The 22,803-nt window shown below is 53.1% G+C and carries 27 protein-coding genes; 22 read left to right on the plus strand and 5 right to left on the minus strand.

All coding sequences use genetic code 11. The features are described from left to right. Positions 1-65 precede the first annotated feature (65 nt). From SBL51_RS05360 to SBL51_RS05370, 3 genes are all read left to right on the plus strand, one after another. Complete coding sequence (locus SBL51_RS05360; protein ID WP_317929793.1) at positions 66-995, plus strand: aldo/keto reductase; 930 nt, start codon at positions 66-68, stop codon at positions 993-995. 1,849 nt (positions 996-2,844) lie between these two features. Then, a complete protein-coding gene (locus SBL51_RS05365; RefSeq protein ID WP_317929794.1) occupies positions 2,845-3,207 on the plus strand; it encodes a hypothetical protein in 363 nt (120 codons plus the stop codon). Between the two features lie 82 nt (positions 3,208-3,289). Continuing rightward, a complete protein-coding gene (locus SBL51_RS05370; RefSeq protein WP_317929795.1) occupies positions 3,290-4,297 on the plus strand; it encodes a hypothetical protein in 1,008 nt (335 codons plus the stop codon). Positions 4,298-4,518: 221 nt separating this feature from the next. Here the strand turns inward: SBL51_RS05370 and SBL51_RS05375 are convergent, their stop codons facing one another. Next, positions 4,519-5,211, minus strand: coding sequence for a phosphatase PAP2 family protein (locus SBL51_RS05375; protein WP_317929796.1), 693 nt, complete (start codon positions 5,209-5,211; stop codon positions 4,519-4,521). Positions 5,212-5,716: 505 nt separating this feature from the next. Between SBL51_RS05375 and SBL51_RS05380 the strand changes: the two genes are divergently transcribed. From SBL51_RS05380 to SBL51_RS05470, 19 genes are all read left to right on the plus strand, one after another. Beyond that, positions 5,717-6,376 (plus strand): penicillin-insensitive murein endopeptidase, encoded by a 660-nt coding sequence (locus SBL51_RS05380; protein ID WP_317929797.1) that lies wholly within the window; start codon positions 5,717-5,719, stop codon positions 6,374-6,376. A gap of 134 nt (positions 6,377-6,510) precedes the next feature. Next, positions 6,511-7,044, plus strand: a complete 534-nt coding sequence (locus SBL51_RS05385) for a hypothetical protein (RefSeq protein ID WP_317929798.1) — start codon at positions 6,511-6,513, stop codon at positions 7,042-7,044. Between the two features lie 176 nt (positions 7,045-7,220). Beyond that, entirely contained in the window at positions 7,221-7,775 is a 555-nt protein-coding gene (locus SBL51_RS05390; protein WP_317929800.1) for a hypothetical protein, read from the plus strand. A 149-nt stretch (positions 7,776-7,924) separates the two neighbouring features. Then, positions 7,925-8,362, plus strand: coding sequence for a GNAT family N-acetyltransferase (locus SBL51_RS05395; protein ID WP_317929802.1), 438 nt, complete (start codon positions 7,925-7,927; stop codon positions 8,360-8,362). A gap of 261 nt (positions 8,363-8,623) precedes the next feature. After that, positions 8,624-8,974: a hypothetical protein gene (locus tag SBL51_RS05400; RefSeq protein WP_317929804.1), complete on the plus strand. Its 351-nt coding sequence runs from the start codon at positions 8,624-8,626 to the stop codon at positions 8,972-8,974. A 206-nt stretch (positions 8,975-9,180) separates the two neighbouring features. Next, entirely contained in the window at positions 9,181-9,606 is a 426-nt protein-coding gene (locus SBL51_RS05405) for a hypothetical protein (RefSeq protein ID WP_317929806.1), read from the plus strand. A gap of 33 nt (positions 9,607-9,639) precedes the next feature. Continuing rightward, on the plus strand, positions 9,640-10,047 hold the full coding sequence (locus SBL51_RS05410; RefSeq protein WP_317929808.1) for a GFA family protein: 408 nt from the start codon (positions 9,640-9,642) through the stop codon (positions 10,045-10,047). 97 nt (positions 10,048-10,144) lie between these two features. After that, complete coding sequence (locus tag SBL51_RS05415; protein ID WP_317929809.1) at positions 10,145-10,870, plus strand: NYN domain-containing protein; 726 nt, start codon at positions 10,145-10,147, stop codon at positions 10,868-10,870. Positions 10,871-11,022: 152 nt separating this feature from the next. After that, positions 11,023-11,559, plus strand: a complete 537-nt coding sequence (locus SBL51_RS05420) for a DnaJ domain-containing protein (RefSeq protein WP_317929810.1) — start codon at positions 11,023-11,025, stop codon at positions 11,557-11,559. A 400-nt stretch (positions 11,560-11,959) separates the two neighbouring features. Beyond that, entirely contained in the window at positions 11,960-12,310 is a 351-nt protein-coding gene (locus tag SBL51_RS05425; protein ID WP_317929812.1) for a hypothetical protein, read from the plus strand. A gap of 81 nt (positions 12,311-12,391) precedes the next feature. Beyond that, positions 12,392-12,934 carry a DUF924 family protein gene (locus SBL51_RS05430; RefSeq protein WP_317929814.1) on the plus strand — a complete coding sequence of 181 codons (543 nt, stop codon included), beginning with the start codon at positions 12,392-12,394 and terminating at the stop codon, positions 12,932-12,934. A 336-nt stretch (positions 12,935-13,270) separates the two neighbouring features. Beyond that, positions 13,271-13,423, plus strand: coding sequence for a hypothetical protein (locus SBL51_RS05435; protein WP_317929815.1), 153 nt, complete (start codon positions 13,271-13,273; stop codon positions 13,421-13,423). A gap of 175 nt (positions 13,424-13,598) precedes the next feature. Next, a complete protein-coding gene (locus tag SBL51_RS05440; protein WP_317929817.1) occupies positions 13,599-14,057 on the plus strand; it encodes a MarR family transcriptional regulator in 459 nt (152 codons plus the stop codon). Between the two features lie 59 nt (positions 14,058-14,116). Then, positions 14,117-14,623 carry a cupin domain-containing protein gene (locus SBL51_RS05445; protein WP_317929819.1) on the plus strand — a complete coding sequence of 169 codons (507 nt, stop codon included), beginning with the start codon at positions 14,117-14,119 and terminating at the stop codon, positions 14,621-14,623. Between the two features lie 12 nt (positions 14,624-14,635). After that, positions 14,636-15,379 carry a hypothetical protein gene (locus SBL51_RS05450; protein WP_317929820.1) on the plus strand — a complete coding sequence of 248 codons (744 nt, stop codon included), beginning with the start codon at positions 14,636-14,638 and terminating at the stop codon, positions 15,377-15,379. Positions 15,380-15,436: 57 nt separating this feature from the next. Beyond that, the gene (locus tag SBL51_RS05455; protein ID WP_411860452.1) at positions 15,437-15,769 is read left to right on the plus strand and encodes an antibiotic biosynthesis monooxygenase family protein; all 333 of its coding nucleotides are present in this window, start codon (positions 15,437-15,439) and stop codon (positions 15,767-15,769) included. A gap of 47 nt (positions 15,770-15,816) precedes the next feature. Continuing rightward, positions 15,817-16,410 carry an FMN-binding negative transcriptional regulator gene (locus SBL51_RS05460; protein ID WP_317929821.1) on the plus strand — a complete coding sequence of 198 codons (594 nt, stop codon included), beginning with the start codon at positions 15,817-15,819 and terminating at the stop codon, positions 16,408-16,410. A gap of 16 nt (positions 16,411-16,426) precedes the next feature. After that, positions 16,427-17,011 (plus strand): HD domain-containing protein, encoded by a 585-nt coding sequence (locus SBL51_RS05465; RefSeq protein ID WP_317929823.1) that lies wholly within the window; start codon positions 16,427-16,429, stop codon positions 17,009-17,011. Positions 17,012-17,266: 255 nt separating this feature from the next. After that, a complete protein-coding gene (locus SBL51_RS05470) occupies positions 17,267-17,812 on the plus strand; it encodes a pyridoxamine 5'-phosphate oxidase family protein (RefSeq protein WP_317929825.1) in 546 nt (181 codons plus the stop codon). 34 nt (positions 17,813-17,846) lie between these two features. Here SBL51_RS05470 and SBL51_RS05475 read toward each other — a convergent pair whose 3' ends face one another. From SBL51_RS05475 to SBL51_RS05490, 4 genes are read right to left on the minus strand one after another with little or no spacing between them, the layout of a single operon-like run. Further along, on the minus strand, positions 17,847-20,579 hold the full coding sequence (locus SBL51_RS05475; protein ID WP_317929827.1) for a xanthine dehydrogenase family protein molybdopterin-binding subunit: 2,733 nt from the start codon (positions 20,577-20,579) through the stop codon (positions 17,847-17,849). Beyond that, positions 20,576-21,073, minus strand: a complete 498-nt coding sequence (locus SBL51_RS05480) for a (2Fe-2S)-binding protein (protein WP_317929829.1) — start codon at positions 21,071-21,073, stop codon at positions 20,576-20,578. Before SBL51_RS05480 ends, SBL51_RS05475 begins: the two co-directional genes overlap by 4 nt. Next, complete coding sequence (locus SBL51_RS05485) at positions 21,070-21,939, minus strand: FAD binding domain-containing protein (RefSeq protein ID WP_317929830.1); 870 nt, start codon at positions 21,937-21,939, stop codon at positions 21,070-21,072. Before SBL51_RS05485 ends, SBL51_RS05480 begins: the two co-directional genes overlap by 4 nt. After that, positions 21,936-22,622 (minus strand): carbon monoxide dehydrogenase subunit G, encoded by a 687-nt coding sequence (locus SBL51_RS05490; protein ID WP_317929831.1) that lies wholly within the window; start codon positions 22,620-22,622, stop codon positions 21,936-21,938. Before SBL51_RS05490 ends, SBL51_RS05485 begins: the two co-directional genes overlap by 4 nt. Positions 22,623-22,803 lie beyond the last annotated feature (181 nt).

The following is a 22,803-nucleotide window of genomic DNA, read 5'->3' on the forward strand; positions in this document are numbered from 1 at the left end:
GCTTGCGGCAGCAGGCGTTGAGCCAACTCATAACAACCAGAAACAGATCGCACTCGGAGCACGCTATGCACACACGCACCCTCGGCAATTCCGGCTTAAGAGTCTCCAGCATCGGCATGGGCTGCAACAACTTCGGCCTTACCATCGATGCCCAGCTGTCCCAGCAGCTGGTCGACTGCGCCCTCGACGCCGGCGTTACCCTATTTGATACCGCACCGGTCTACGGCACCGAGTTTGGCGCGTCAGAAAAGATTTTGGGGGCCGCATTGGGCAGCCGCCGCTCACAGGTGAGCATCGTCACCAAATTCGGCATGCAGCCCGACTACGGCCGCAACTGCTCGCGCAGCGCCATCTTAAACGATGTGGAGTCGAGCCTGAGCCGCCTGCAAACCGACTACATCGACGTCTACCTGCTGCACTGGCCGGATCTCTCCACCAGCATTGAAGAGACCCTGCGCGTACTGGACGACCTGATCAGCGCCGGCAAGGTGCGCTACATCGGTTGCTGCAACCTGCCCGCCTGGCAGGTGGTGGAGGCCAAACTCCTCGCCCGCCAGGCCGGCCTGCACGAATTTGTTGTCACCCAGGACGAATACTCCATGGTCAGCACCGCCGCGCAACACAAGCTGATCCCCCCTCTGGAAAAATACGGCATGGGGCTGATGCCCTACTCACCGCTGGCCAACGGCCTGCTTACCGGCAAATACACAAGCCAAAGTGATGCCCCCGCCGGCAGCCGGCTGGCCAACAACCTATGGAATACCGGCGACAAATACCTCACTCCGGAAAAACTCGCCTACGTACAAAAGCTGAGCGACTACGCCCAGGACCACAACCACACGTTGTTGGAACTGGCGGTTTCCTGGTTATTGGCTCAACCCGTGGTGTGCAGTGTTATTGCCGGATCCACTAAGCTCGAGCAACTGCAGCAAAATTTAAACGCTGGGGATTGGACGTTGAGTGCGGAGCAGATGCAAGAGATTGCATCGCTGTGAGAGGCGGGCACTGCGTAAACCCTGGCTATTTTTGGTGTTGCGTTGGTGATTGTTTGGGTTTTAGTTTCTTCAACTAACTTTTATCTTTGTGGTTTCCACGGGAGGTTGCACTGTCCCGCCCAACCACCATGTATGGCAATCAATAAAATGCCGCTTAAACATTCCACCAATTGCTGCAAGACCAGCCCTAACGAAACTGAAACCACGTCCAAATAGACAAGTAGCTTGCCGGGTTACACCTCTCTACATGAATAGCGGCCGATATAGTCAATTCCTCGGCGACACGCTAAAAAAGCAATACAGCCACAGCAAAAATATCCAAGACCTCAAAGCAACAATACCCCCTCTGCATACACCTACAGCACAGCTGTGCACATATTCTCTGCCTTGACCATCCAAACGTGAACATCGGCCATCAGGACCCCAGTTTGTCAAACAATCAACACTGCTAAGACGGTAATGGCAAGTAAATCATTAGGAACCCATTGAGCGTCGCGAAATTACGGGGTGACACCAAAGGGCAGCTCCGGTAAAAGTCCGTCAAGAGCGGTAGATAACACTCCCCCCAATTTAGCGACCTTGACTATTGCGCACACATAAACTGGAGAGTCACCTCAATCCGTTTCTCAAATTTCGTCGTTTCGCTGTGCGTCCTGGTAACGCCCTCCCTAGCCGGACCAAAAGTCTTTAATCCGGATACAGTTGCAGCCAATTACTGTTTAATTGCCTCCGTATCGTATACTAAATTATCCACGAATATACATTTCATAATAACGCTCTATACCGCCGAAGCCGGGCATGAAGACAGTGTCAATTGAAACCTGATGAGTGCGACTCTGCTTTTGAAGCTGTATAAGGGCAGCAGAGTACCTAAGGAGAACATATAACTTACCGTTACTGTTCACACTCGTGCATGGAAAGATATTCTGACGGATAAGGAACACGGGAATTCTAATCCTAATGCTACTCGGATTGCGGAGTTAGCACCAACTCGAACAAAAATCGAGTTTTATGACTAAAGGGCAGCCACGTAAGATCTTGCAAAAGAAGAGCCGTAAGCAGGCGTGACGATCGCATTTTTGGCCATGACAGAGTATGCATTATTGCAGAAAATTAAGTATTCGCTGAATCCACTCTGAGGCGTCCGACTCATCGATAAGAAACAACCAGACCCCATCAGTCACTCTACCAACAGGTAGCGACCAGCCCACCACACTCACACGCCACCACTTTTATTGCAGAGAGAACAATTTATTCAGACACCAAAATAACAGATTGAATTCTTTGAATCCGTTAAACCAATTAAAAATAAGCATAAACAATCAACCAAACAAAATGTTCACACAACAACCATAGATATGGATTTTAACGACCAAAAGAAAACGCAACCTAATACAAAAACACTAGATATTAACTATTTTTTATATTTGACACCTTATCCAACAACACACAATTCATTTACAAATATTTTTTAAACAAACTAAACTCTGCACACACAGGAGGAAAAACAACTAAATTGATCATCCCACAGATGAACACATAACAAGAAAAACTCCTTTTCTCGCGCCAGACGCTAGACGCTAGACGCTAGACGCCAGACGCTAGACGCTAGACGCTAGACGCTAGACGCTAGACGCTAGACGCTAGACGCTAGACAAAACATAATGCAAATGGAGGTTGAATAATGCTAATTAATTTTCCCAACAACATTAAAAAAAATATTAAATGCACATATATATGATTCTTAATATCTCCACTTATAATAGGCACCAACATCGCCAGAGCGACTATTGAAGAAGTTATTGTAGAAGCAAATAATAGCGATTACTGGGAGTCATACTGGAATCTTTTGGATCAAGCCACCAATTTAATAGATCAAGCCAGCCACATCACGATAGACCAAACAGATATCGACTACGCAGATGCTAAAGAAAGAGTTTGTGACCTAAAGGCTCAATCTGAATACCACACATGCAGAGCTGATGTATTATTAACCGCAGCACGAGATTCCAGCAATTGCACTAATATACCTCTGGATGCCCAGGTGGAAATTGGTATAACACTGGGCGTAGCAAACTTAACAATTCGGGCAGGCGGTAGTGGTCAGACCATTTTGGAAAGTTGCAGATTTGAAATCAGGCAATATACCCTGGTTAATTTAGAGATTTGCGAAGCTAATTTTTCAGAAGAGCTTTCACACTGTGTTCACTAACATTCATAGATCCTACGGCCCATCTCTTTAATACTGTAACTCGAATATTTTTGAAATAGCATTAAACTGAACAGGAGAAGTCATGAAGAGGAAGACACAGTATATCGCTTCATTTTCAATTGTAATCATCCTTGTATCATCCTACGTCATCATAGATCAAAGCCGAGTAGAGAAGATAACCGCCTCTAACCCTGCCTCAGTTACATCTTTTAATGAAGATATAACCCATCAGATAAACAACAAGAAAAGAGACAAACCAATAGCTTCATCCCTGGCAAGCAATCCTCTAGAGGAGCTAGAAGATTATAAAGCATCAATTCCAAAAGGGTTAGATTATGAAACAGATCACTGGTGTTTACTTTCACAACTTAACTCGGATAGCGCGAATCAAGGAATAATGGAAACTAGCGAGTGGGCCTTATCACGAGGATACGCTGACGACTCCATTAAAATTGCATATTCCAGTTACGACACCTCAACTTTGGATAAATTAGCTGAACAAGGAGACGTAATCGCGTATTCCATATTATTCAGCCGATTAGGTCCAGGAGACTTTATAAATCATAAAAAAGACTATGATTCCTTAGTAGATAGCTACTATAAAAGCGCATCAGCGTTGGGCAGCACTGCCGCCATAAACTGGAAAGCCATACACCACATCAATCGATCCAAGGTCGCGTTTGAAGCCGGAAACAATAATATCGCCACTGAAGAACTTATCAAGTTTCTAGCTTATTATGAAGTCGCCTTTCGCCGTGGGGATTATACAGCGTTTTCCATGATAGATTACTTTGTAAACAAAGTTGACATAGAGATAGACGACGACATTGTCCACCAAGTAGAAATAGAAGCTAGGGAAATATATAAGAAAATGAGCGATGAACGAAGAGCAATGGGCCTAGGTGAATTTGACAACACCCGGCCGCTGTCTCGCGAACGCATCGACCAGATGAGGATAGCTAGTGTAACTCGCGACTCAAAAAATCCATGGATAGAAAGATTTATCCCGAATGACGACTGCATGAAAATGTTTATCACAATGCAGTCAAAAATTAATGCCGCAGAAGAATATATCGCGTCGAACAATTAGAACTGCAATATATGATTGGTGTTCAGCTCTGTACTACAAGACTGTGCCGGTGGCTAAAAATAAGCTCGGGGCCGGCAGGTTGGAGCAACAAACTGAGGAGGAGCGGCGGTTTGGCAAAGAAGCCAACGCCATTATTTTTGCAAGACAGAGCCCAGCGAACCCAGAACACTCATGCCCTACCCTTGATTTATTCTTGACGAAATTACCAAGTAAACCCGTTACTACTCCAGCAACTCACCAGTGGGCTCCATCTGGCCACTGCCCCCCTCGCACAGGTGGTATTTCACTGCTCTATACCAACCAGGGATATTGCGCAGCAGGTGATAGAAGGCACCGGATATTAGCCAGCAGATCGCAATGGTCAATAGATCATGGGAGATAAAATGGGCACCGCGAAATTGCTGGGCGATACCAAACGATAGGCCAAGTAAGGCTCCTGGCAGTAGGGATAGATAAAACTTCCGGCTGCCCGGTGGAAATAGAAACGCCAAACAGAGCCAAGCATAACCGCTGGATGCGTGGCCGGCTGGGTAACATTTGCCAATGGGCAGATCCTGCTCAAACACCTGCCAAATATTGATCCAATGTCGAGTGCCGCCAAACTCAATCAGCGATTCCGGGCAGGGAATGGTGGTGTGATGTTTTAAGAAGCTGATAATCGATGTGGAAAAGAGCGTACTCAGCAGGATAAACAGAAATATCGACTTATACCTTGCCAACCTTTTAACAAAGAGGCTTAACAACAGGAGCAGAAGATTCAAAAAGAAGAGCTTCTTTACCAGCGATCGGCCTTTCTGGTGCATCACATCATAAAGCCAGAAGTTATCGCGCCAGGGGAAGTAGCTACCACCGCCCCCCTCCATTGTGTATATCTTCGCCTCTAACCACTCATCAAATCGCAATTGGTGAGACAAGGCACTTAACGCCAGAAGTAAAAGGAACAGAGTTACAATAGCCTTGATTGATATTGGCCGCTGATGGTACAAACGCAAATTCCTCTATAAGCCGCTTTATCAGCATTAGCGAATACTTAGCCCTCGGCATAAAGCATTTGGGCCATGGACTTTTCCAGATTATTACGCCGGAACAAGCACCGATAAAAATGAACATTCCAAAAACAAGAGTGCTCTTTGAAAAAGGCCAGCAGCACATAGATCGTTCCTGCACCACTTACATTACGCACAGCTACATTGTGCACGAGGCTAACCACCAATCATTAAGAGAGACTTAAGATTCACTTACGTCGCATCCGTAATTAACGGTTCAATCTGTTTTTGTGACCTGCACATAAGCGGTATCGTGTTGGTTACGTTAGTCTTACGTGAATAAAATAGGCCTTTACCCAGCCCCCAGCCCTGCTACCATCTCAAACCCATGCCTATATCAACTGCTTCACTAATCACTCTCCGTAAACTCTTATTGACCAGTTACTTGGCTCTAGTTGCCTGTACGGGAATGGCCGAGGAGAGTATCTGTTATGGCACCACGGCCGATGGTCGGCTGCAAAATGGTGCAAAACTTCCAGCCTCTGGCAACAATTTTGAGGGGTATAGCGGCGTCGCCCGGCTGGCTGGCCGCTCCTACGTGCATTCACAGGTCCGTGAGATTATTCTGGCGGCCTATAAAGAGTTGGAAACCAGCCATCCCTTAAAGGTGTACAAATACGCAGAGGCCGGCTTTAAAGATGGTGGGCAGTTCAAACCCCATAAAACCCATCGCAATGGTCTGTCGGTGGATTTTATGGTTCCGGTATTGGATAGCAATGGAAAATCGGTTCAACTGCCCACCAACCCATTTAACAAATTTGGCTATAACATTGAGTTCAACAACAGCGGCCATTATAAAAATTTCACCATAGACTTTGAGGCGATGGCTGCGCATATTGTCGTCCTGCATAAGGCGTCCAAGCAACGAGGTTATGATCTGTGGCGGGTAATCTTTGCCCCTGAGTTGCAACCCTATCTATTTAAAACCCAATACGGCGACTACCTACGCAACAATATTGTGTTTTCCAAAAAACGCAGCTGGGTCCGTCACGATGAGCATTACCATGTGGATTTTGAAATTCCGTGTGAATAGCAATTTCCGAAAGCTAACTCTGTTTAGGTACAAACTTGGATAAATAACCGCTTGGTTTTCAGCAAAAAAATTTATTATCTCAATTCACCATTAGACAAACCCATCCCAAGGCAGACATGGGATCAATACTTCCTATGAAGATCAACTCAAAGCTATTCCATAAAATCGTCAAGCACAATATTAGCGGCCAGCTAACCAACTTCGGTTACATAAAAACCAAGGGCGCAATGGCCGGAGGCTGCAAACCGATGAACGATAAGTTCTTTCTGTTCTGGTTTCAGTGTGACAAATGGGGCTGGGAGGATAACTGGGGCTCAAGCTTCACAATCGAGTTTCAACTTTCCAATTCGGATGAGATAGCCGGAGGCTCGCTCTTACAAAGAGGCCGACTACCCACTTATCTGTCCGATAGCGAATTGGAAGTAATGCGGCACAAAAATAATGAAGTCATTAAAACCACCATCGGTTTTAAGCAGCAACTGCAAGTGGTCACCGAGGCAGATGGCGAGCGGATTGTCGCGCTAGGCAAAGAACCCAGCGATAAGCCCTACAACAGCAACCTGGACCCATGGTTCCACTACTACTTAGAGGACGACATACACTTCTGGAGCACATTCTTTCTAGAAAGATTGCCCGGTATCGAACTTGCTATTATTGGCGCTGGGTAAATACGGGTGGCATAGTCCCTAACCACCACCGTCCCTGAAAACAACCGTACGAACATGCACGTCTTAAGCCGCTATGCCGCTGGCAGCTCCACAATAAACGCTAGCCAGACCCAGGGGCAGAGGCTTAGTATCTGCCATTAACGTTCACTTCGCTCAACGGTTAGGAGAATTAAGCTATGTTCGACAAAGATCGATTCATCCAAAACTGTATAGAAGCTGTAGCAGAGGGGAAGTTGGCGGTGCAGGCGGTGGTTGCAGAGGCCGTTTCGGATAGAGCAAGCCTCATCTCCGCCTTGGGTGAACCCGCCCATGCAGGGCTCTCCACGCTCTACCGGTCAGACGATTTAACCATTATCGATTTTGCCTGGGCCCCCTGCATGAGCCTGATGCCCCATAATCATCAGATGTTTTCCGTAGTCGGTATCTACTCCGGCCGGGAGGACAATCTCTTTTGGGGAAGAACGAAAACCAGTATCGAAGCCATTGGCGCCAAGTCCTTAGGGGCAGGAGAGGTAGTCGTGCTGGGTGAACCCATTATTCACTCGGTTCTCAACCCAATTGGGAAAATGACCAGGGCAATACACGTTTACGGCGGTGATTTTTTTCAACCGCATAGCCCCAGAAGCGAGTGGGAGCACGAAACGCTTACCGAACGTTCCTGGAATATGGAGCGGGTAAAGCAGCTCTTTGCAGAAGCGGAGTCACGCTTTAACGCAACCGCCAATGGCTGATTAAACCCGCTCCTGGCTTCGCCGCCTGGCCCTTAACTTTAAGATCGGCAAAGCATATTGGTAGCTCGGCACCCGGTAGAGGCCAAGCACCATGGATGAGCTAGGGCTTACAAAAAAAGGCTATGTAATAGCGCAAAAGGAATTTGACATTGATCGACGGCTATACAATCAGCAGCAGCCCAGAGGCGATGGATCTATCGCTAATCCACAGTTATATATCACGCTCCTATTGGGCCAAGGGCATTGGGCAAGAGACCCTGGCGGTGGCCATTGCCAACTCCCTCAGCTTTGGTGTATTCCTACATTCCGGTGAGCAGGTAGGCTTTGCCCGTATGATTACCGACCGGGCCACCTTTGCCTATATGGCCGATGTTTTTATTTTGGAGGAGCACCGCGGTAAAGGGTTAAGCAAATGGTTGCTGCAGGTGATTATGGCTCACCCACAACTGCAGGGGCTGCGCCGCCTGTTGCTGGCCACCCGGGATGCCCACGGCCTCTACGTTCAGTTTGGTTTTAAGGCACTGGCCAAACCTGAAACCTTTATGGAGGTTTTACACTCCGATATCTACAGTAAAAATCTGCTATAGCACCCTCTTCCACAACCCCAACTAGCCAGGCACCTGCTTCAAAAAAACAGGTGCCTGGCCTGTCCAATTGAACCTATACTGCAAAATGTCCGTGGCGCGATATATAGCCTAGATGAATAACCCGGCCTGCATCAATTCAGCAAATATCTTTGGCAACAGGCTTTGTTCAGCGGTACGGTAAGCCCTATCAATAATAACGTTTCACGGTGTTAGATTTGCAGCAACTATTGGCTGCAACTCTCCAGTTTGGGGTGAAGAATAATGAAATACTTAGTGCTCGCATTTCTGTTACTGCTCAACTGTGGTTGCACCTCCCTTAAGCCGGTTGAGTTAACCCCCGAACAACTGCAGGAGAAGATAGTCGCAGACGACCTCATCAAGCCAGGTGACAAAATCAAAGCGGTTACTGCCGATGGCGAGCGCCACACCTTTGTGGTCACCGCGATTGAGGATAACCAGGTGCTGGGCAAGGATGTGAGCATCCCCATTGATGAGATTATCGCTCTGGAGACGGTAAGTTTTAGCGGTGGTAAAACCTCCGCCCTGGTAGGTGGCACACTGTTGTGGCTCTACATTATCTTGCTATCGATACCGGCCATTGTGGCGGTGTAGCCATTACACGACCACCAATCCCGTCAACTCAGCTCCAGCTTAAAGCGTAATGCAGCGGCGATAATTGTGGGTAATCGCAACTCTTTGATTGCCCGCAATAATAAAGCGCCGCCATTTTTGTTAAGGTCCCAGTCCAGCTAAACGTTAACCTCAAGTAGCCCCATTACAACCACCCCCAGTCAGCACCACAAAGATGCTCAATCGATATGGATAACGAAATCTACTCCGCCCCCAAAGCTGATGTTGAGCTCGACGATAACTTCCAGGTACCCAACGAAGTACTTAAGAAGATTAAGAATGCCTGGGTTGCCGGTCTTATCTCTGCAGCAATAACCACCGTATTTACCCTGGTTGCCCTGGCGGGCACCGATATTATGGGACTGAATGCATTTGCCTTTGTCGATGTGGGGCTGATTGTGATTTTTGCCTTCGGCATCTATAAAAGGAGCCGCACCTGCGCGATTTTAATGCTGCTCTTTTTTGTGCTGAACAAAATAATCATGTGGGTCGAGTTGAGCACGGCCAGCGGCATACCTTTGAGTCTGGTGTTTGTCTGGTTCTATAGCATGGGTATAGTCGGTACCTTCCAGTACCACAAACTTAAAAGGCGGCACAAAGCTAACTGTGCTTAGCCAAACCGATAACCGTTAAACCCAGAGGTAAGCATGACACTCACCGGTGAATGTTTTTGTGGCAGTATCCAGTACCAGATCAACGGCCGTGCTTACGATGCCCGCTCCTGCCACTGTTCCCGCTGCCGCAAGGCGTTTAGTGCTCAGGCCTCCAGCTACGCATTGGTGAATAGCAGTGAATTCCAATGGCTGCGCGGCGAGGCGCTGCTCACCGTCTTTGAATCCCAGCCCGGTTTTGGCTGGCAATTCTGCAGCCGTTGCGGCTCTACCCTGTGCGGAACCCACAACGGCGAGGTGCACGGCATTACCCTCGGCTGCCTGAACAACGACCCGGAACTGGAAATAGGTTATCACCTCTACATCGGCTCCAAGGCCAGCTGGGAGAGGCTACCCAGCGGTGTAACCCTGTACGAAGCGGCGCCACCCGAGCAGCAGGCTTAGGCTGGCCAGCGTGGTTACACTACCCTAATCTGCACGCGAATAACCACCTTGTCAGCCACATCCCGCTGGCAATAATCAAGATATCACTGAGAAAGCCATGAACGAGAACAGACAAAAAATCGCCCTCTTTATCGACGCCGATAACGCACCGGCCAGCAAGTTTGAAGATGTACTCAGTGAGGTGGCGAAATACGGCGTGGTGACCATCCGCAAGGCCTATGGCAACTGGAAGTCGCCCACCCTGCGGCCGTGGGAGGAGCTGCTCCATGAATATGCCATCCAACCGGTGCAGCAGTACGACTTAACCAAAGGTAAGAACGCCTCGGATATCGCGTTGGTGATTGATGCCATGGATGTGATGTACACCAAGGATATCGATGTAATGTGTTTTGTCTCTTCCGATTGCGACTTCACCCCCATGGTTACCCGGGCCCTGGCCGAGGGTAAGGTAGTGCTGGGCTTTGGCGAGCGCAAAGCGCCCATGCCCTTCGTTAACGCCTGTTCCAAATTTCTGTTTCTGGATCAGGCCGATTCGGTAGAGGAGAAGAGCGTTAGCAAACCGAAAAATATCAAATCCGATACCAAGTTGATCGCCCTGCTACGCCAAGCCATTGAGGCCACCGAAGACGACGACGGCTGGGCCGATCTCGGTGCAGTGGGCTCCAACATCTCCAACCGCACCTCCTTCGACTGCCGCAACTACGGCTTTAAAAATCTGAGCAGCCTGTTTAAGGCCATCGACCTGTTTGAGCTGAAACGGGGCCAGGGAAAATCCTACCTGGTGAAAGATAGCCGCAAAGGCAAGGCCAACCCTAGCCGTTAACCTCTCCGGCCTTCACACTCTGCCCTCATCACCCTCTACCCTTCCCCCTGGCAATGAGCCCAGGGGGAAGCCAGCGCCCAGTACGCTTGGTATATATCTTGCCGAACCATACCGAAAACGGGCATTGGCTAACCTAGTGACAGAGAGCGAATATGCACAACAACCCACAGTTTGCGGAGAACGAACAGTGGCTGATCTGGAACCCCTCCCTGGGTGTTTTGGTACGCTCTACCCTGGGTGAAGTGGAAGAGGGCCCCAACGGCCGCCGCGCCTGGCTGGAGGAGCCCTACGATATGGTGGGCCCGTTCGACCTGGATGAGCTGATCAATAGTGGCCGTATCCACTTCGCCGACTGCATGGTGATGTCTGCCGAGCGTTGGCATAACGACCAGGTGGAGCTGCGTCGGGAATCCTACAAATTGCGTCGCGAAGCCCAGGAGCGGTTGAATGAGCGACAAGCCAAGTTCAACCAGCGGCGCGGGCAGCAGAGCACCAACTGGTCGCACAAGGCCAACGAGGGCCGCCACCGCAAGCTGCTTAATCTGCCCGCCGAAGGCGAGTTGAAAGCCAAGCAGATTAAAGCCGCCTTCCGTCGTCTGGCACAAAAGGCCCACCCGGACCAGGGCGGCGACCACGAACAGTTTGTACAAATCACCCAAGCCCGCGATGCGCTGTTGGCAATTGTTTAACAACCGTCAAGCTGGCTAACGGTTTATTCAGCCAACCACAATCAGTGGCGGCACATTATTTGGCTTTGGTGATAATTCAGTAACTTAGCACCCCTCTACCCATGGACGAGTCAACTAATGAGTCAGCGGTTCAACTGACTTTTTATTATCAATAAAATATTAAGCGCTACGGGCTACTAAGCCGCTGCAATAATCAAGTTGCCTTAACCCGTAAAAGTTTTACCGCCAATAAACACATAGCCCGAAATAAGGTCGCACACTTTCACTCCGCCACCAACCGCCCATAGCCATTACCCAACCACTATTTAGCCGCCCAAATCAAAACCGCTGACCATTTGCAGCAATTAACCATTCCATGCTAAAAACGCTCTACTTTCGGGTGTATAAAAGTTACAGGGCTATGGTTACCAGCAGGACGCTAAAACAATTTCTACTCTATGCCACCATCGCGGCCGCCATTTTCGAGCTGATTAAAATCACCCTGCTGCCGCAGGCAGGTTGGGCATTTGAAGGGGTATGGGGGTCGCTGGTGTTCTTAATAATCTGGCACTGGTTCTATCTCGATGCTCGCGACCGCCATTATCACCGGCCGCTTAACTTTGGCTTGGCGCCCTCCACCTTTTGGCCACTGTACGCACCCTACTACCTGTTCCACACCCGTGGCTGGCGAGGAGTTTGGATCACATTGGTATTGCTGATGATGATCGTACTGCCATCCTTTATGCGCGAAGTTGCCATTGCACTGCTGTAGTTTTTGCCAGAAATTTAATAAAACGATTTATAAAGTGGTTTATAACCGCACTCTAACATCCATCGCTCTGTAGAGAACGTTATGCAAACCTACACAGAGATCCTTGATTTCTGGTTTACCACACTCACCCCCAAACAGTGGTGGACCGTGGATCCAGAATTGGATAAACAACTGAGTGAACGTTTTGGGCCGCTGGTGCAACAGGCCAGCGCCGGGGAACTGTTTGGCTGGCGCGCCACTACCCGGGGCCGCCTGGCGGAGATCATTGTTCTGGACCAGTTCTCGCGCAATATTTTTCGCAACACGCCTGCTGCCTTCACCCAGGACAACTGCGCGCTGATACTCACCCAGGAGGCAGTCACAGCCGGTGCTTTAACAGAACTACAGGTCGATGAGCGTGCTTTTTTGTTAATGCCCTATATGCACAGCGAGTCGCGTTTCATTCACCAACAGGCAGAAATTCTATTTCGCGAACACACTCCCAAAAACAATTACGACTTTGAGTTGCGCCACAAAGCAATTATCGATCGTTTTGGCCGATACCCGCATCGCAATAGAATTCTGGGCCGGGAATCCACCGCCGAGGAGCTGGCCTTTCTGCAAGAGCCGGGCTCAGGTTTTTGAAAAGCAACAACTCCCGCACTAAAAACCCATCGGCCACTTTAAGAAGCGCTTGCCCCAAAGTACCGCTAGATTGGTTCACGTTCCTGGGCGCAACACACTTGAAGACTCGCAGATAATAATGCCCCATGAAGCCGCTAAACCTTACCCATTTCACAGCTGGAAAATTGTCTTTCTCGCCACCTGCAGCCAATGGGGTTCGGTTAGGTTTACCATCTACTTGATTGGTCTTTAACTGGAGTCGATTGCCAAGGCGATATTGGCCACACCGGGGCGGTTAGGTTGGTACTGGTCGATATTTTTGTTAATGGCGTCAGGCAGAGGGCCGAGGATTAACCATTGGGTAGTTATATTTATCAGGCACAAGGCAGCTATCAGCGGGTTTTTTCTCTGCTGGTAGTATTGCTGGTCGGTATTGTCGTTTCTCTGTTGTTGTACGGCCGAGGTGGCGGCCAGGCAAAACCGGAGTTGAGCCCAAGCGCCAGCGGTTGATCAAACGGACAACGCACAGGCCTCCTCAACCCGTCCGATTAGCCTACACACCACACCCCGCCGCCTATGGGTAGGAAGTTCGCCACCATTCGTGGTACCCTCATCGCCGCCCAACCATGCCCCATACCAGCCACGGAGGCATTCCAGTAGTAGAGAGTCAGGTTGTTTGCGAGATATGAGTGAAAGAAAATATACCAACGAAATGCTCGAATTAACGGCGGCCATTGTGAAAATTCGGGGAGTTCTACGTGAACTCTACGCCCCGGCCAGTACCTCCGTCGGACTAACCACAGTAGAAGCCACCGTACTAGGCGCGGTGGTGCACGGCCGCGAAGCCATGACCGTATCGCAAATCGGCCGCCTGTTGGGTCACCCCCGGCAAGCGGTGCAACGGGCCGCGCTCAATTTAAAAGAGCATGGCTACATTGACTTTATCCATAACCCCAACCACAAGCGTGCCGCGCTGATGGTAGTCACCGATACAGGCCGGGAGTTAAACCAGGCCAACCAGGCCGAAGCCAATGCCATCTCTGAGAAGCTGTTTGAAGCGGTGGATAAGAGCCGCTGCCAGAAAATCGCTGCCCAGTTGCGTGCCCTCACCGATGAGTTGGTCAACGCCAAAAACATCATCTGATCAAAGGCGCCAATAGCACAACCGGCACGTCTCACAACCACTTATTGGGAAGCTGTACGATGACCGACGCGGTAACGGCTGTAGTCACCCTGGCCGAACTACCTTTGGAGCCCTTTGCTGAGGGCGAGCGCTTCGCCTGTGCCGACGCCGGCCTTAGCGAGCGACTTGGCCTTAGCCAATTGGGCGCCGCCTACTGCGAGGTCCCACCCGGCAAATCGGCCTGCCCGTTTCACGTGCACCATGTGGAAGATGAACTGTTTATTATCTTATCGGGCAGCGGCCGCTATCGCTTTGGCGAGCAGAGTTTTGACGTTAAGGCCGGGGATGTTCTTGGCGCCCCGCACGGCGGTGCTGACTATGCCCATCAATTAATTAACACCGGCAGCGAACCCCTCAAATATATGGCCATCTCCAGCCGCTCCGAGACCGAAGTGTGCGAGTACCCCGATTCCGGTAAATTTCTGGTGGCCAGCCGCCGCTCGCTGGGGCGGCTCAACAGCTTTCGTTTTATAGGCCGGCAGGAGTCGAACTGTGATTACTGGGATGGCGAAACCACCCCAAAATAGCGGTTAACCCACATGGTTACAGAGTGCCCCAAGTGCCACTACCAACGGCAGGCGAGTGACCGCCACCTACACCCGGAAATTTGCCCAGGTTGTGGCATTGCCTATAACAAGTGGCAGGCGCGCGCACCCGCAGTCGACCAACCTCAACCCGGTGACAGCAATGTCACTCCTGAAGAAGCCGGCCACTCCTGGCGCTCTGCATTTTTCACAACGCCCGATAAAGTCGACCCGGCACGCTTCACTGGCCGGATTTTTCTGCTGGTGATCTTCACCATTTGGAGTGGCTTTTTCATTATGCACGGTATCAGTTGGACGGATATTGGCGGCTCGTTTATGCACAACATCAATCTGCCCTTTCATGAATTTGGCCATCTATTGTTTGCATTTTTTGGCCGTTTTATGGCTATTTTAGGTGGCAGCCTGTTTCAGGTGCTGCTGCCACTGGGGTTGATGTTTGCCTTTGTGGTGCAACGTCGGGATCCCTTTGCTGGCGCCATTATGCTGTGGTGGTGCGGCCAGAATTTTATCGATATCTCGCCCTACATTAACGACGCCCCCTACCGCGCCATTCCGCTGATTGGCGGTATGAGCGAGAGCGCCCACGACTGGGGTAACCTGTTAACCCTAACCAACCGCCTGGAAAGCGCTCACAGCCTGGCACGCTTCAGTTTTACGCTGGGCAGCCTGGTGATGATTTTGGCCATCGGTTGGGGGAGTTATCTGCTCTATCGTCAAAGCCAACGGCTGGCCCACTAAAAAAGCCCGGAAAAGATAGCCGGCTGCCACGAGACAACAGGTAACATCGGACATACCATGAGTGACCAGCAACCAATGAGCATCGCCCAGACGCCCACACCGCCCTACTACGCGGTAATTTTTACCTCGCTCACCCGCGATGACCTGACCGGCTACGCCGAAACAGCCGCCCGCATGGTTGAGCTGGCCCAGCAACAGGAGGGTTTTCTGGGCGTGGAGAGTGCCCGTGAGGGGCTGGGGATTACCGTCTCCTACTGGCGCGACCTGGGGTCGATTAGTGCCTGGCGCCAGCAGGCGGAACACCTGCAGGCACAAGCCCAGGGCAAAGCGCGCTGGTACTCGGCCTACACCACCCGCATCGCCAGGGTGGAGCGCGACTACCAACGGTAACAGGCATTAAAAACTTCTACCGCCCCTGAACTGTAGAGAGCAAACCCTTGTATATTCCCAGCCACTTTCACATCGGCGAACAAGAGACCATTGTCGATTTTATTGCCGCCAACGGTTTTGGCGAACTGATCAGCCAGGTGGATGGCCGTCCCTTTGCCACCCCCATGCCCTTTCTGTTGAGCGACGACCAACAGACCCTGCTTGGCCATCTGGCCATTCAAAACCCACAGGCCGAACAGTTGGCAGAGAGCGAGCAGGAGGTATTGGTTACCCTCTCCGGCCCCCACGCGTATATCTCGCCCACCTGGTACACGACACCCGGCGTACCCACCTGGAACTACCAAACCGTGCATATCTACGGCCGCTGCCAAACCTTTAACGATGCCGCTCGCCTGCAACGTGTGGTGGCTAAACTCAGCCAGCAATACGAGAGCGCACTACCCGAGCCCTGGCAGGCCGACTACAACCCGGCCATGTTGCGCGCCATCGTTGGTATTGAAATTAAAATCACCGAATGGCAGTGCAAATTTAAACTGAGCCAGAATCGTTCGCTGGCAGATAGGACCCTGGTGGCAGATAAGCTGTCAGAAGCCGGCAATACGGCGCTGGCGATGGCAATGCGCGAACAGGTCAAACCATAGACGCTGGAGGAAAAACTTGTCTCATAGAATCTCAGAAGTATCCGATTTTCTGTTTCAGCTCGATGCATTGAAGTCTGTCAATCGGCGAACTTACATCAATGGCGGCGAAAGGCTTGAAAACTCAGCCGAACACTCCTGGCATCTGGCCATGGCCTGCTGGGCTTTCGCAGAGTTGTTAGCGGACAGTTATGACGTTCAGAAACTCATTAAACTGGCACTGCTGCATGATCTGGGCGAAATCGGCGCAGGCGATACTTTTCTCTACAGCAGCGATAGAGACAAAGCCCACATTAAAGAGCGTGAGAGTGTCAAAGAGCTAGCCGCGCACCCCGGCAACCCGCTTAGTAGCATTGTCGAGCTCTGGGAAGAGCAGGAAGCCGGCAACAGCAAAGAGGCCAAGCTGTTAAAAGTGATCGACCGGCTACTGCCATTTATTCATAACATGAAAAGTGAAGGCCGTGCCTGGAAGGACCACAGCATACACAAGCAGCAGGTATTAACAATGCACCAATTTATTGAAAATGAGAGCCCGGAAATTTACGGTTGGTTTCTGGTAAATCTTGAGCATGCCGTTGAGCAGGGTTGGCTAATGGCCTGCTAATAACCACTAAGGTTAACGTCTGTAACCCAGCTGCTTGATTTCGGCGCTACTGGCTCCACTAAGGCCCAGACGGACGCTGGCAAGGCTGACGAATCAATCACAATAAATGAATCCCTGTGCGGAAACCGGCTACCAATATTGGTGACTAACGTGGGTTAGTCATTGCCGTAAGCAACAGGGGCTACACAGTTAAGTCGCTAGGCTTTAACCCAGAAATACCGGTAAACGCGACAACCACCCAAGGACGCAAACACCATGGCAGAAAAATTTGAGCAGTTATCAGAAGGCTTGATCAATTTTATTGGTAAGCAGCATCTCTTTTTTGTCGGCACCGCCGCCAAGGAGGGTTATGTGAATGTTTCACCCAAGGGGATGGACAGCCTGCGTGTGTTAAGCCCCACCCAGGTGGTGTGGTTAAACCTCACCGGCAGTGGCAACGAGACCGCCGCCCACCTGCTCGACACTAACCGCATGACCATTATGTTCTGTTCGTTCGATAAAAAACCGCTGATTCTGCGCCTCTATGGCCAGGCTCGGGCGGTGCACCCCCGCGACGCTGAGTGGCCAGCTCTGTTGGCAAATTTTGATAACAGCGCCGGTGCCCGCCAATTTTTTGTTATGGATATCGAACTGGTACTCACCTCCTGCGGTTATGCTGTGCCCTTTTATGAGTTCACCGGCGAGCGGCAAACCCTCAGTGACTGGGCCGAGAAAAAGGGCCAGGCGGGCATTGAGGAGTATTGGCAACAGAACAATGTCGAGAGCCTAAACGGCTTCGCCACCGGTATTTTTGAGGATTAGCCCCAAGCCAATCGGCACCGGTGGGCGGCAGTGATTACTGCCGCTCGCCGGTCAATTTGGCGGAGCCAAAAATCCCCATCTTCACTTTGCCGTGAATGCGGTCACCCTCAATAAACAGATTGTATTTGAGGGTGATCTTCATCGGCTTTTGCACCTTCAGATCAAACTTCAGATTATTGCCCTCCACCACGCCGGTGAACGCCATCTCCCCTTCCGGGCTCGACAGCGTACCGCTTAAGTCGCTGCCATTGGTGTCGAAATGGCCCACCATCCCCTGCGGGCCAACTGGGGTGGCCAACACCATTTTCCAGTTGCCGTCGATAGCCACCTCGCCCACCGGCGCCGGGGCGGCACTGGCTTCAGCGATACTCGGCTCTGCTGGAGGCTCTGGGGTAGCGATAGGTTCGGCCGCCATTGGCGGCGGAGTGCTCTTGGCGGAGAGATCCCGGCCTTCGATATGGCTCAACACTTTTACCGACGTCAGCGGCAGATCCACGGCAATCTCGCCAAAAGGCGAGAGCGCATCGGCAATGGCGTTTACCAGAGTAGGCGCACCAATAATGGCACCACCCTCGCCACAGCCGCGCATGCCGCCCACCGATTGTGAGGGGGTATTGGCGTGCACAAACTCAAATTGGGGAATATCACTGATGGCCGGCAGGTGGTAATCCTTGTAGGTGGCGGTGAGCGGATTGCCGCGCTCATCGAAGCTCACCTTCTCCAGCAGCACCATACCAATGGCCTGAGCCAAGCCACCGGCCACCTGGCCTTCAACAATGGCCGGGTTGATGGCGTTGCCGCAATCCTCGGCGGAGATCCAACGCAGAATCTTGACAAAGCCGGTGTCGGCATCCACCTCCACCACACAGGCGTTGGCGGCGCTGGCAAAGGTCATGGGTGGCGGTTGATAGCGGTATTGCGCCTCCAGGCCCGACTCCAACCCGGGTGGCAAGCGGTCCGGCTCGCCGTAGGCGATATTGGCGATCTCGGCCAGTGTTCGGCTTTTGTCGGGCTCGCCCTCAACAGTGATAATGCCCTGGTCGATACGCACCTTGTCCGGTTCGGCCTCCAGCAGGTGGCCGGCCACAAGCCGCACCTTGGCGGCCAGCAGGTCCGCCGCCTGCATGGCGGCACCACCGGCAATCACCCCCTGGCGGCTACCGGCGGCACCGGGAGAAAAGCCACCTCGGGAGCTGTCGCCTTCAAACACAGTCACCTGCTCGTAGGCTACCCCCAGGCGGTCGGCAAAGATCTGCGCCATGGTGGTGGCGGTGCCGTGGCCCTGTGAGTGGGTGCTCATGGTGGCCGTCACCTGGCCGGTGGGCTCGATGCGCACCTGGGCCAGCTCGCCGGTCATGGTGGCGATGGCGCCGGCGGAGCCGGTGGGTTCGATGTAGGTGGCGATTCCCAACCCCAGGTAACGGCCCTCAGCGCGAGCGGCCGCCTGCTGTTGGCGGAACTCAGCAACATCAAACTTGAGTAGCAGCTTCTCCAGGCACTCGGCTGGGGTGATGTCCTCCAGGGGAATCTGCATACAGGATTCGGTGGGCTGATCGGCCAGGCGCACCAGGTTTTTACGACGCACTTCGATGGGGTCGAGCCCGGCTTTGCGGGCGGCCACATCCAGAGCGGTTTCGCGCACCAGCGACTCCATGGCCCAAGGGCCGCGATAGGCGGCGTAACCGACCGTATTGCTGTACCAGCCGCGGGTTAAAAACCCGTACATGGGCATCTTGTAGGCCGCCCAAACAAACATATGAACGGCAATATTGCACTCGCTCAACTGGGGGAAGGCGCCGTTGTTGCAGCTGTAGTCACCGTGGGAGGCCAACAGCCTGCCCTCTTCGTCCATGGCCAGTTGCAGCACCATCTCCTGTTCCCGGGCCTGATTGGCACCAACCAGGTTCTCGTAGCGGTCCTCTATCCACTTCAGTGGCCGGCCAAATTTAAGCGCGGCCAGAATTACCGCCACCTCCTCCTTCCAGGGGTGGTTTTTCAGGCCAAAGCCACCGCCGACATCCTTGGCGATCACCCGTACGGCGGTCTCGGGCAGCTTAAAGGCCATAGAGACCCAGCGCGCTACCAGGTGGGGGCTCTGGCAGGTGATGTAAAGCGTCAGCTCGCCGGGGCCGGTGGCATTCACCACCACACCGCGGGTCTCCATGGGAGACTGGGAGATACGCTGGTGCACCACCTTGTGGCTGATGCAGTGGGGCGCGGCGGCCAACACCTCGGCCAGATCTTCGTCGATCTCCTCTTCGCCCATCTCAGCGGAGATGTTGCTGTCGACCTCCGGGTGTACCAGGGGTCCAACGCGGGCATCGGCAATGGTCACCACCGGTGTCTGTTCGTCGTAGCTGACCTCAATCAGCGAGGCGGCATCCTCGGCCACGGCACGACTGTTGGCGATTACCAGCGCCACCGGCTCACCGACATAGGCCACCCGGCCATCGGCCAGAGGGGTGGTTTTCACCGTTGGCGGCGCCAGGAAGAAGGAGATCATATCGACGCCGTAGTCGGCGATATCTGCCTGCGTATAGATGGCGTGTACACCGGGCACCTCGCGGGCGCTGTCGCAGTTGATGGCCAAAATATCGCCGCGAGCGATGGGGCTGCGGGCAAAAGCCACGTGCAGCATGCCGGGCACGGTGATGTCATCAACAAACTGGCCATGGCCGGTCAGCAGACGTGGATCCTCCTTGCGCGCCACCCGTTCGCCAATGTAACGGCCGGTGCCCGTTTGCGGAAACTTGCCGGGTGCATTCATGGCTGCTCTCCCTCGTGGTTTGGCTCCTGTTCACCGGCCAGTCGCTCGGCGGTACGGCGAATGCCCTGGTAGCCGGTACAGCGGCAGATATGGCCGGAGAGCGCGCCCACCAACTCAGCACAACTCCGCTGTTGCTCACCTTCGGTGAGCGAAGCCAGGGTCATCACCACCCCAGGGGTGCAGAAGCCACACTGCAGGGCGAACTCCTCGGCCATCACCTGCTGCACCGGGTGCAGAGTACCATCGGCGGCAGCCAGCCCCTCAGCGGTAACAATGGTGCTGCCATCGGCCTGCACCGCCAGCATCAGACAGCTGCGCACCGCGCGGCCATCCACGGTCACCGTACAGGCACCACAGACACCATGCTCGCAGCCCAAGTGCACGCCGGTGTAACCGGCATCGTCGCGCAGAAAATCGGAGAGAGAAGTGCGCGCCTCGACCTCGGCGCTGTAGTGGCGACCGTTGATGGTCACCTCAATTTTATGTGAGCTCATGCGACCTCCTCGCGGGCCAACGCCTCGGTTAGCGTGCGTTGCAATAATTTGGCACCCACCACCCGCCGATACTCGGCGCTGGTCTGTTGGTCATCGAAGGGGGCCGTTTCGGCAATGGCAGCCGCCACCACCGCCGCTACATCCACTTCGGTGGGCACTTTGCCCAGTAACATCGACTCGACGGTAGTGGCGCGCAGTGGTGTGGGCCCCATGGCAAACCAGGCAATACCGGCGCGGCTGATCACCCCGTTGTCCAGAGCCAAAGCACCGACAACACCGGCCAGGGCGAAATCACCCGGGCGCTGAGCCAACTCCTCAAACAGGGTGATATGGCCTGTGGGCCACTTGGGAAAGGCGATATCGATGACCAGTTCGTCGGGCTCAAGGGCATTCATGTAGGGCCCCAGGTAGAACTCCTGGGCGGTTAACCTGCGGCTGCCGCGCACCGACTGCACGGTGAGAGTGGCGCCCAGTGCCACGGCGGTGGCGGGTAGTTCAGCGGCTGGTTCACCCAGGGCGATGGAGCCACCAACGGTGCCGCGATTGCGGGTCTGGTGATGGCCCACATGGCGTACCGCCTGGGTAATCACCGGCAGTTCGGCCTGCAGCAACGGGCTCTCAATCACCTGATGCTGACGGGTGGCCGGACCAATGTGTATGGCATCGTCCTGCTGTTTGATACCGTGCAGGGCTTCGATGTGGTTGATATCGACCAGAATAAAAGGCTGGCTCATGCGCAGGTTCAACAGCGGCATTAAGGTCTGGCCGCCGGCCAGTAGCGTCGCCCCGCCACCGGCTTCCGCTAACAGTGCGCAGGCCTCGGCGACCGTGGTGGGCGCGTAGTAGTCAAAGGGTGCCGGCTTCATGGTTGATCCCCCGCCGAGTTGTGCTCCTCCAACAGCTCGCCAAGTTGCTGCAGCAGTTTGCCATCGAGGACCACGGTCGGTGCCGCCGTATGGCGACCATATTCAAAGGAGACCAGCGCCACCAGAAGCAATAACAGCCCCAGGGCGATACCCATCCAGACATTACCACCCGTGGCGGCCGGCCGGGCAACCGCTGGCGCGGCGGCAACCGGTGCACCGGGTATGGCGGCGGCCGCCGGGGCAACGCCGGTTACCACCTCGCCGAAACGGGCAAAGAACTTACCGGCCAACTGTTTGGCGGTGGCGTCAATCAATGGCCCGCCCAACTGGGCCATACGCCCACCCACCTGGGCATCGACCTCGTAAATGACTTTGGTGCCGCTGCCACTCTCCTCCAGGCGCACCTTGGCGGCACCCTTGGCGGAGCCGGCAATACCGCCGTTGCCCTCCAGGTTGAGAGTATAGCTGTGGGGCGGGTTGAGATCGGTAAGCGTGACCGTACCTTTGAAGCGGGCGCCGATGGGGCCCACCTTCACCTCGACGGTGGCGGTGAAGCGGTCGTCTGCCTCTTTCGCCAAGCTTTGGCAGCCGGGGATACTGGCTCGAAGGATTTCGGGATCGTTGAGCGCCTCCCAAACCCGTTGACAGGGGGCCGCGATCAACTGTTCGCCGGTCATTTGCATAAGCTCTGCTCCTTCTAGTGCAGCTCGTTATTGTTGGTGTTGGCGCGATGCCGAGTTAGCTCTGTGCTGGCTTAAGGATGGCAGCCTGCCCAATATTAGTGTCACATGATTGACACTAAATTAATCGGCGAAGATTAGCACTGCAGCCCCTCCCCCGCAACCAGAGGCAGGGTAAAGGAAG

It is taken from the genome of Halioxenophilus sp. WMMB6 (assembly GCF_033283405.1).
Classification (GTDB): Bacteria; Pseudomonadota; Gammaproteobacteria; order Pseudomonadales; family Cellvibrionaceae; genus Halioxenophilus.

Excerpts from the sequence above, each read along its gene's own strand:
- SBL51_RS05445 (WP_317929819.1), top strand. The coding sequence starts at position 14,117 with ATGACCGACGCGGTAACGGCTGTAGTCACCCTGGCCGAACTACCTTTG.
- SBL51_RS05470 (WP_317929825.1), top strand. The coding sequence starts at position 17,267 with ATGGCAGAAAAATTTGAGCAGTTATCAGAAGGCTTGATCAATTTTATT.
- SBL51_RS05490 (WP_317929831.1), bottom strand. The coding sequence starts at position 22,622 with ATGCAAATGACCGGCGAACAGTTGATCGCGGCCCCCTGTCAACGGGTT.
- SBL51_RS05455 (WP_411860452.1), top strand. The coding sequence starts at position 15,437 with ATGAGTGACCAGCAACCAATGAGCATCGCCCAGACGCCCACACCGCCC.
- SBL51_RS05360 (WP_317929793.1), top strand. The coding sequence starts at position 66 with ATGCACACACGCACCCTCGGCAATTCCGGCTTAAGAGTCTCCAGCATC.
- SBL51_RS05475 (WP_317929827.1), bottom strand. The coding sequence starts at position 20,579 with ATGAATGCACCCGGCAAGTTTCCGCAAACGGGCACCGGCCGTTACATT.
- SBL51_RS05430 (WP_317929814.1), top strand. The coding sequence starts at position 12,392 with ATGCAAACCTACACAGAGATCCTTGATTTCTGGTTTACCACACTCACC.
- SBL51_RS05390 (WP_317929800.1), top strand. The coding sequence starts at position 7,221 with ATGTTCGACAAAGATCGATTCATCCAAAACTGTATAGAAGCTGTAGCA.
- SBL51_RS05425 (WP_317929812.1), top strand. The coding sequence starts at position 11,960 with ATGGTTACCAGCAGGACGCTAAAACAATTTCTACTCTATGCCACCATC.
- SBL51_RS05480 (WP_317929829.1), bottom strand. The coding sequence starts at position 21,073 with ATGAGCTCACATAAAATTGAGGTGACCATCAACGGTCGCCACTACAGC.
- SBL51_RS05370 (WP_317929795.1), top strand. The coding sequence starts at position 3,290 with ATGAAGAGGAAGACACAGTATATCGCTTCATTTTCAATTGTAATCATC.
- SBL51_RS05410 (WP_317929808.1), top strand. The coding sequence starts at position 9,640 with ATGACACTCACCGGTGAATGTTTTTGTGGCAGTATCCAGTACCAGATC.
- SBL51_RS05400 (WP_317929804.1), top strand. The coding sequence starts at position 8,624 with ATGAAATACTTAGTGCTCGCATTTCTGTTACTGCTCAACTGTGGTTGC.
- SBL51_RS05450 (WP_317929820.1), top strand. The coding sequence starts at position 14,636 with ATGGTTACAGAGTGCCCCAAGTGCCACTACCAACGGCAGGCGAGTGAC.
- SBL51_RS05440 (WP_317929817.1), top strand. The coding sequence starts at position 13,599 with ATGAGTGAAAGAAAATATACCAACGAAATGCTCGAATTAACGGCGGCC.
- SBL51_RS05415 (WP_317929809.1), top strand. The coding sequence starts at position 10,145 with ATGAACGAGAACAGACAAAAAATCGCCCTCTTTATCGACGCCGATAAC.
- SBL51_RS05385 (WP_317929798.1), top strand. The coding sequence starts at position 6,511 with ATGAAGATCAACTCAAAGCTATTCCATAAAATCGTCAAGCACAATATT.
- SBL51_RS05420 (WP_317929810.1), top strand. The coding sequence starts at position 11,023 with ATGCACAACAACCCACAGTTTGCGGAGAACGAACAGTGGCTGATCTGG.
- SBL51_RS05405 (WP_317929806.1), top strand. The coding sequence starts at position 9,181 with ATGGATAACGAAATCTACTCCGCCCCCAAAGCTGATGTTGAGCTCGAC.
- SBL51_RS05485 (WP_317929830.1), bottom strand. The coding sequence starts at position 21,939 with ATGAAGCCGGCACCCTTTGACTACTACGCGCCCACCACGGTCGCCGAG.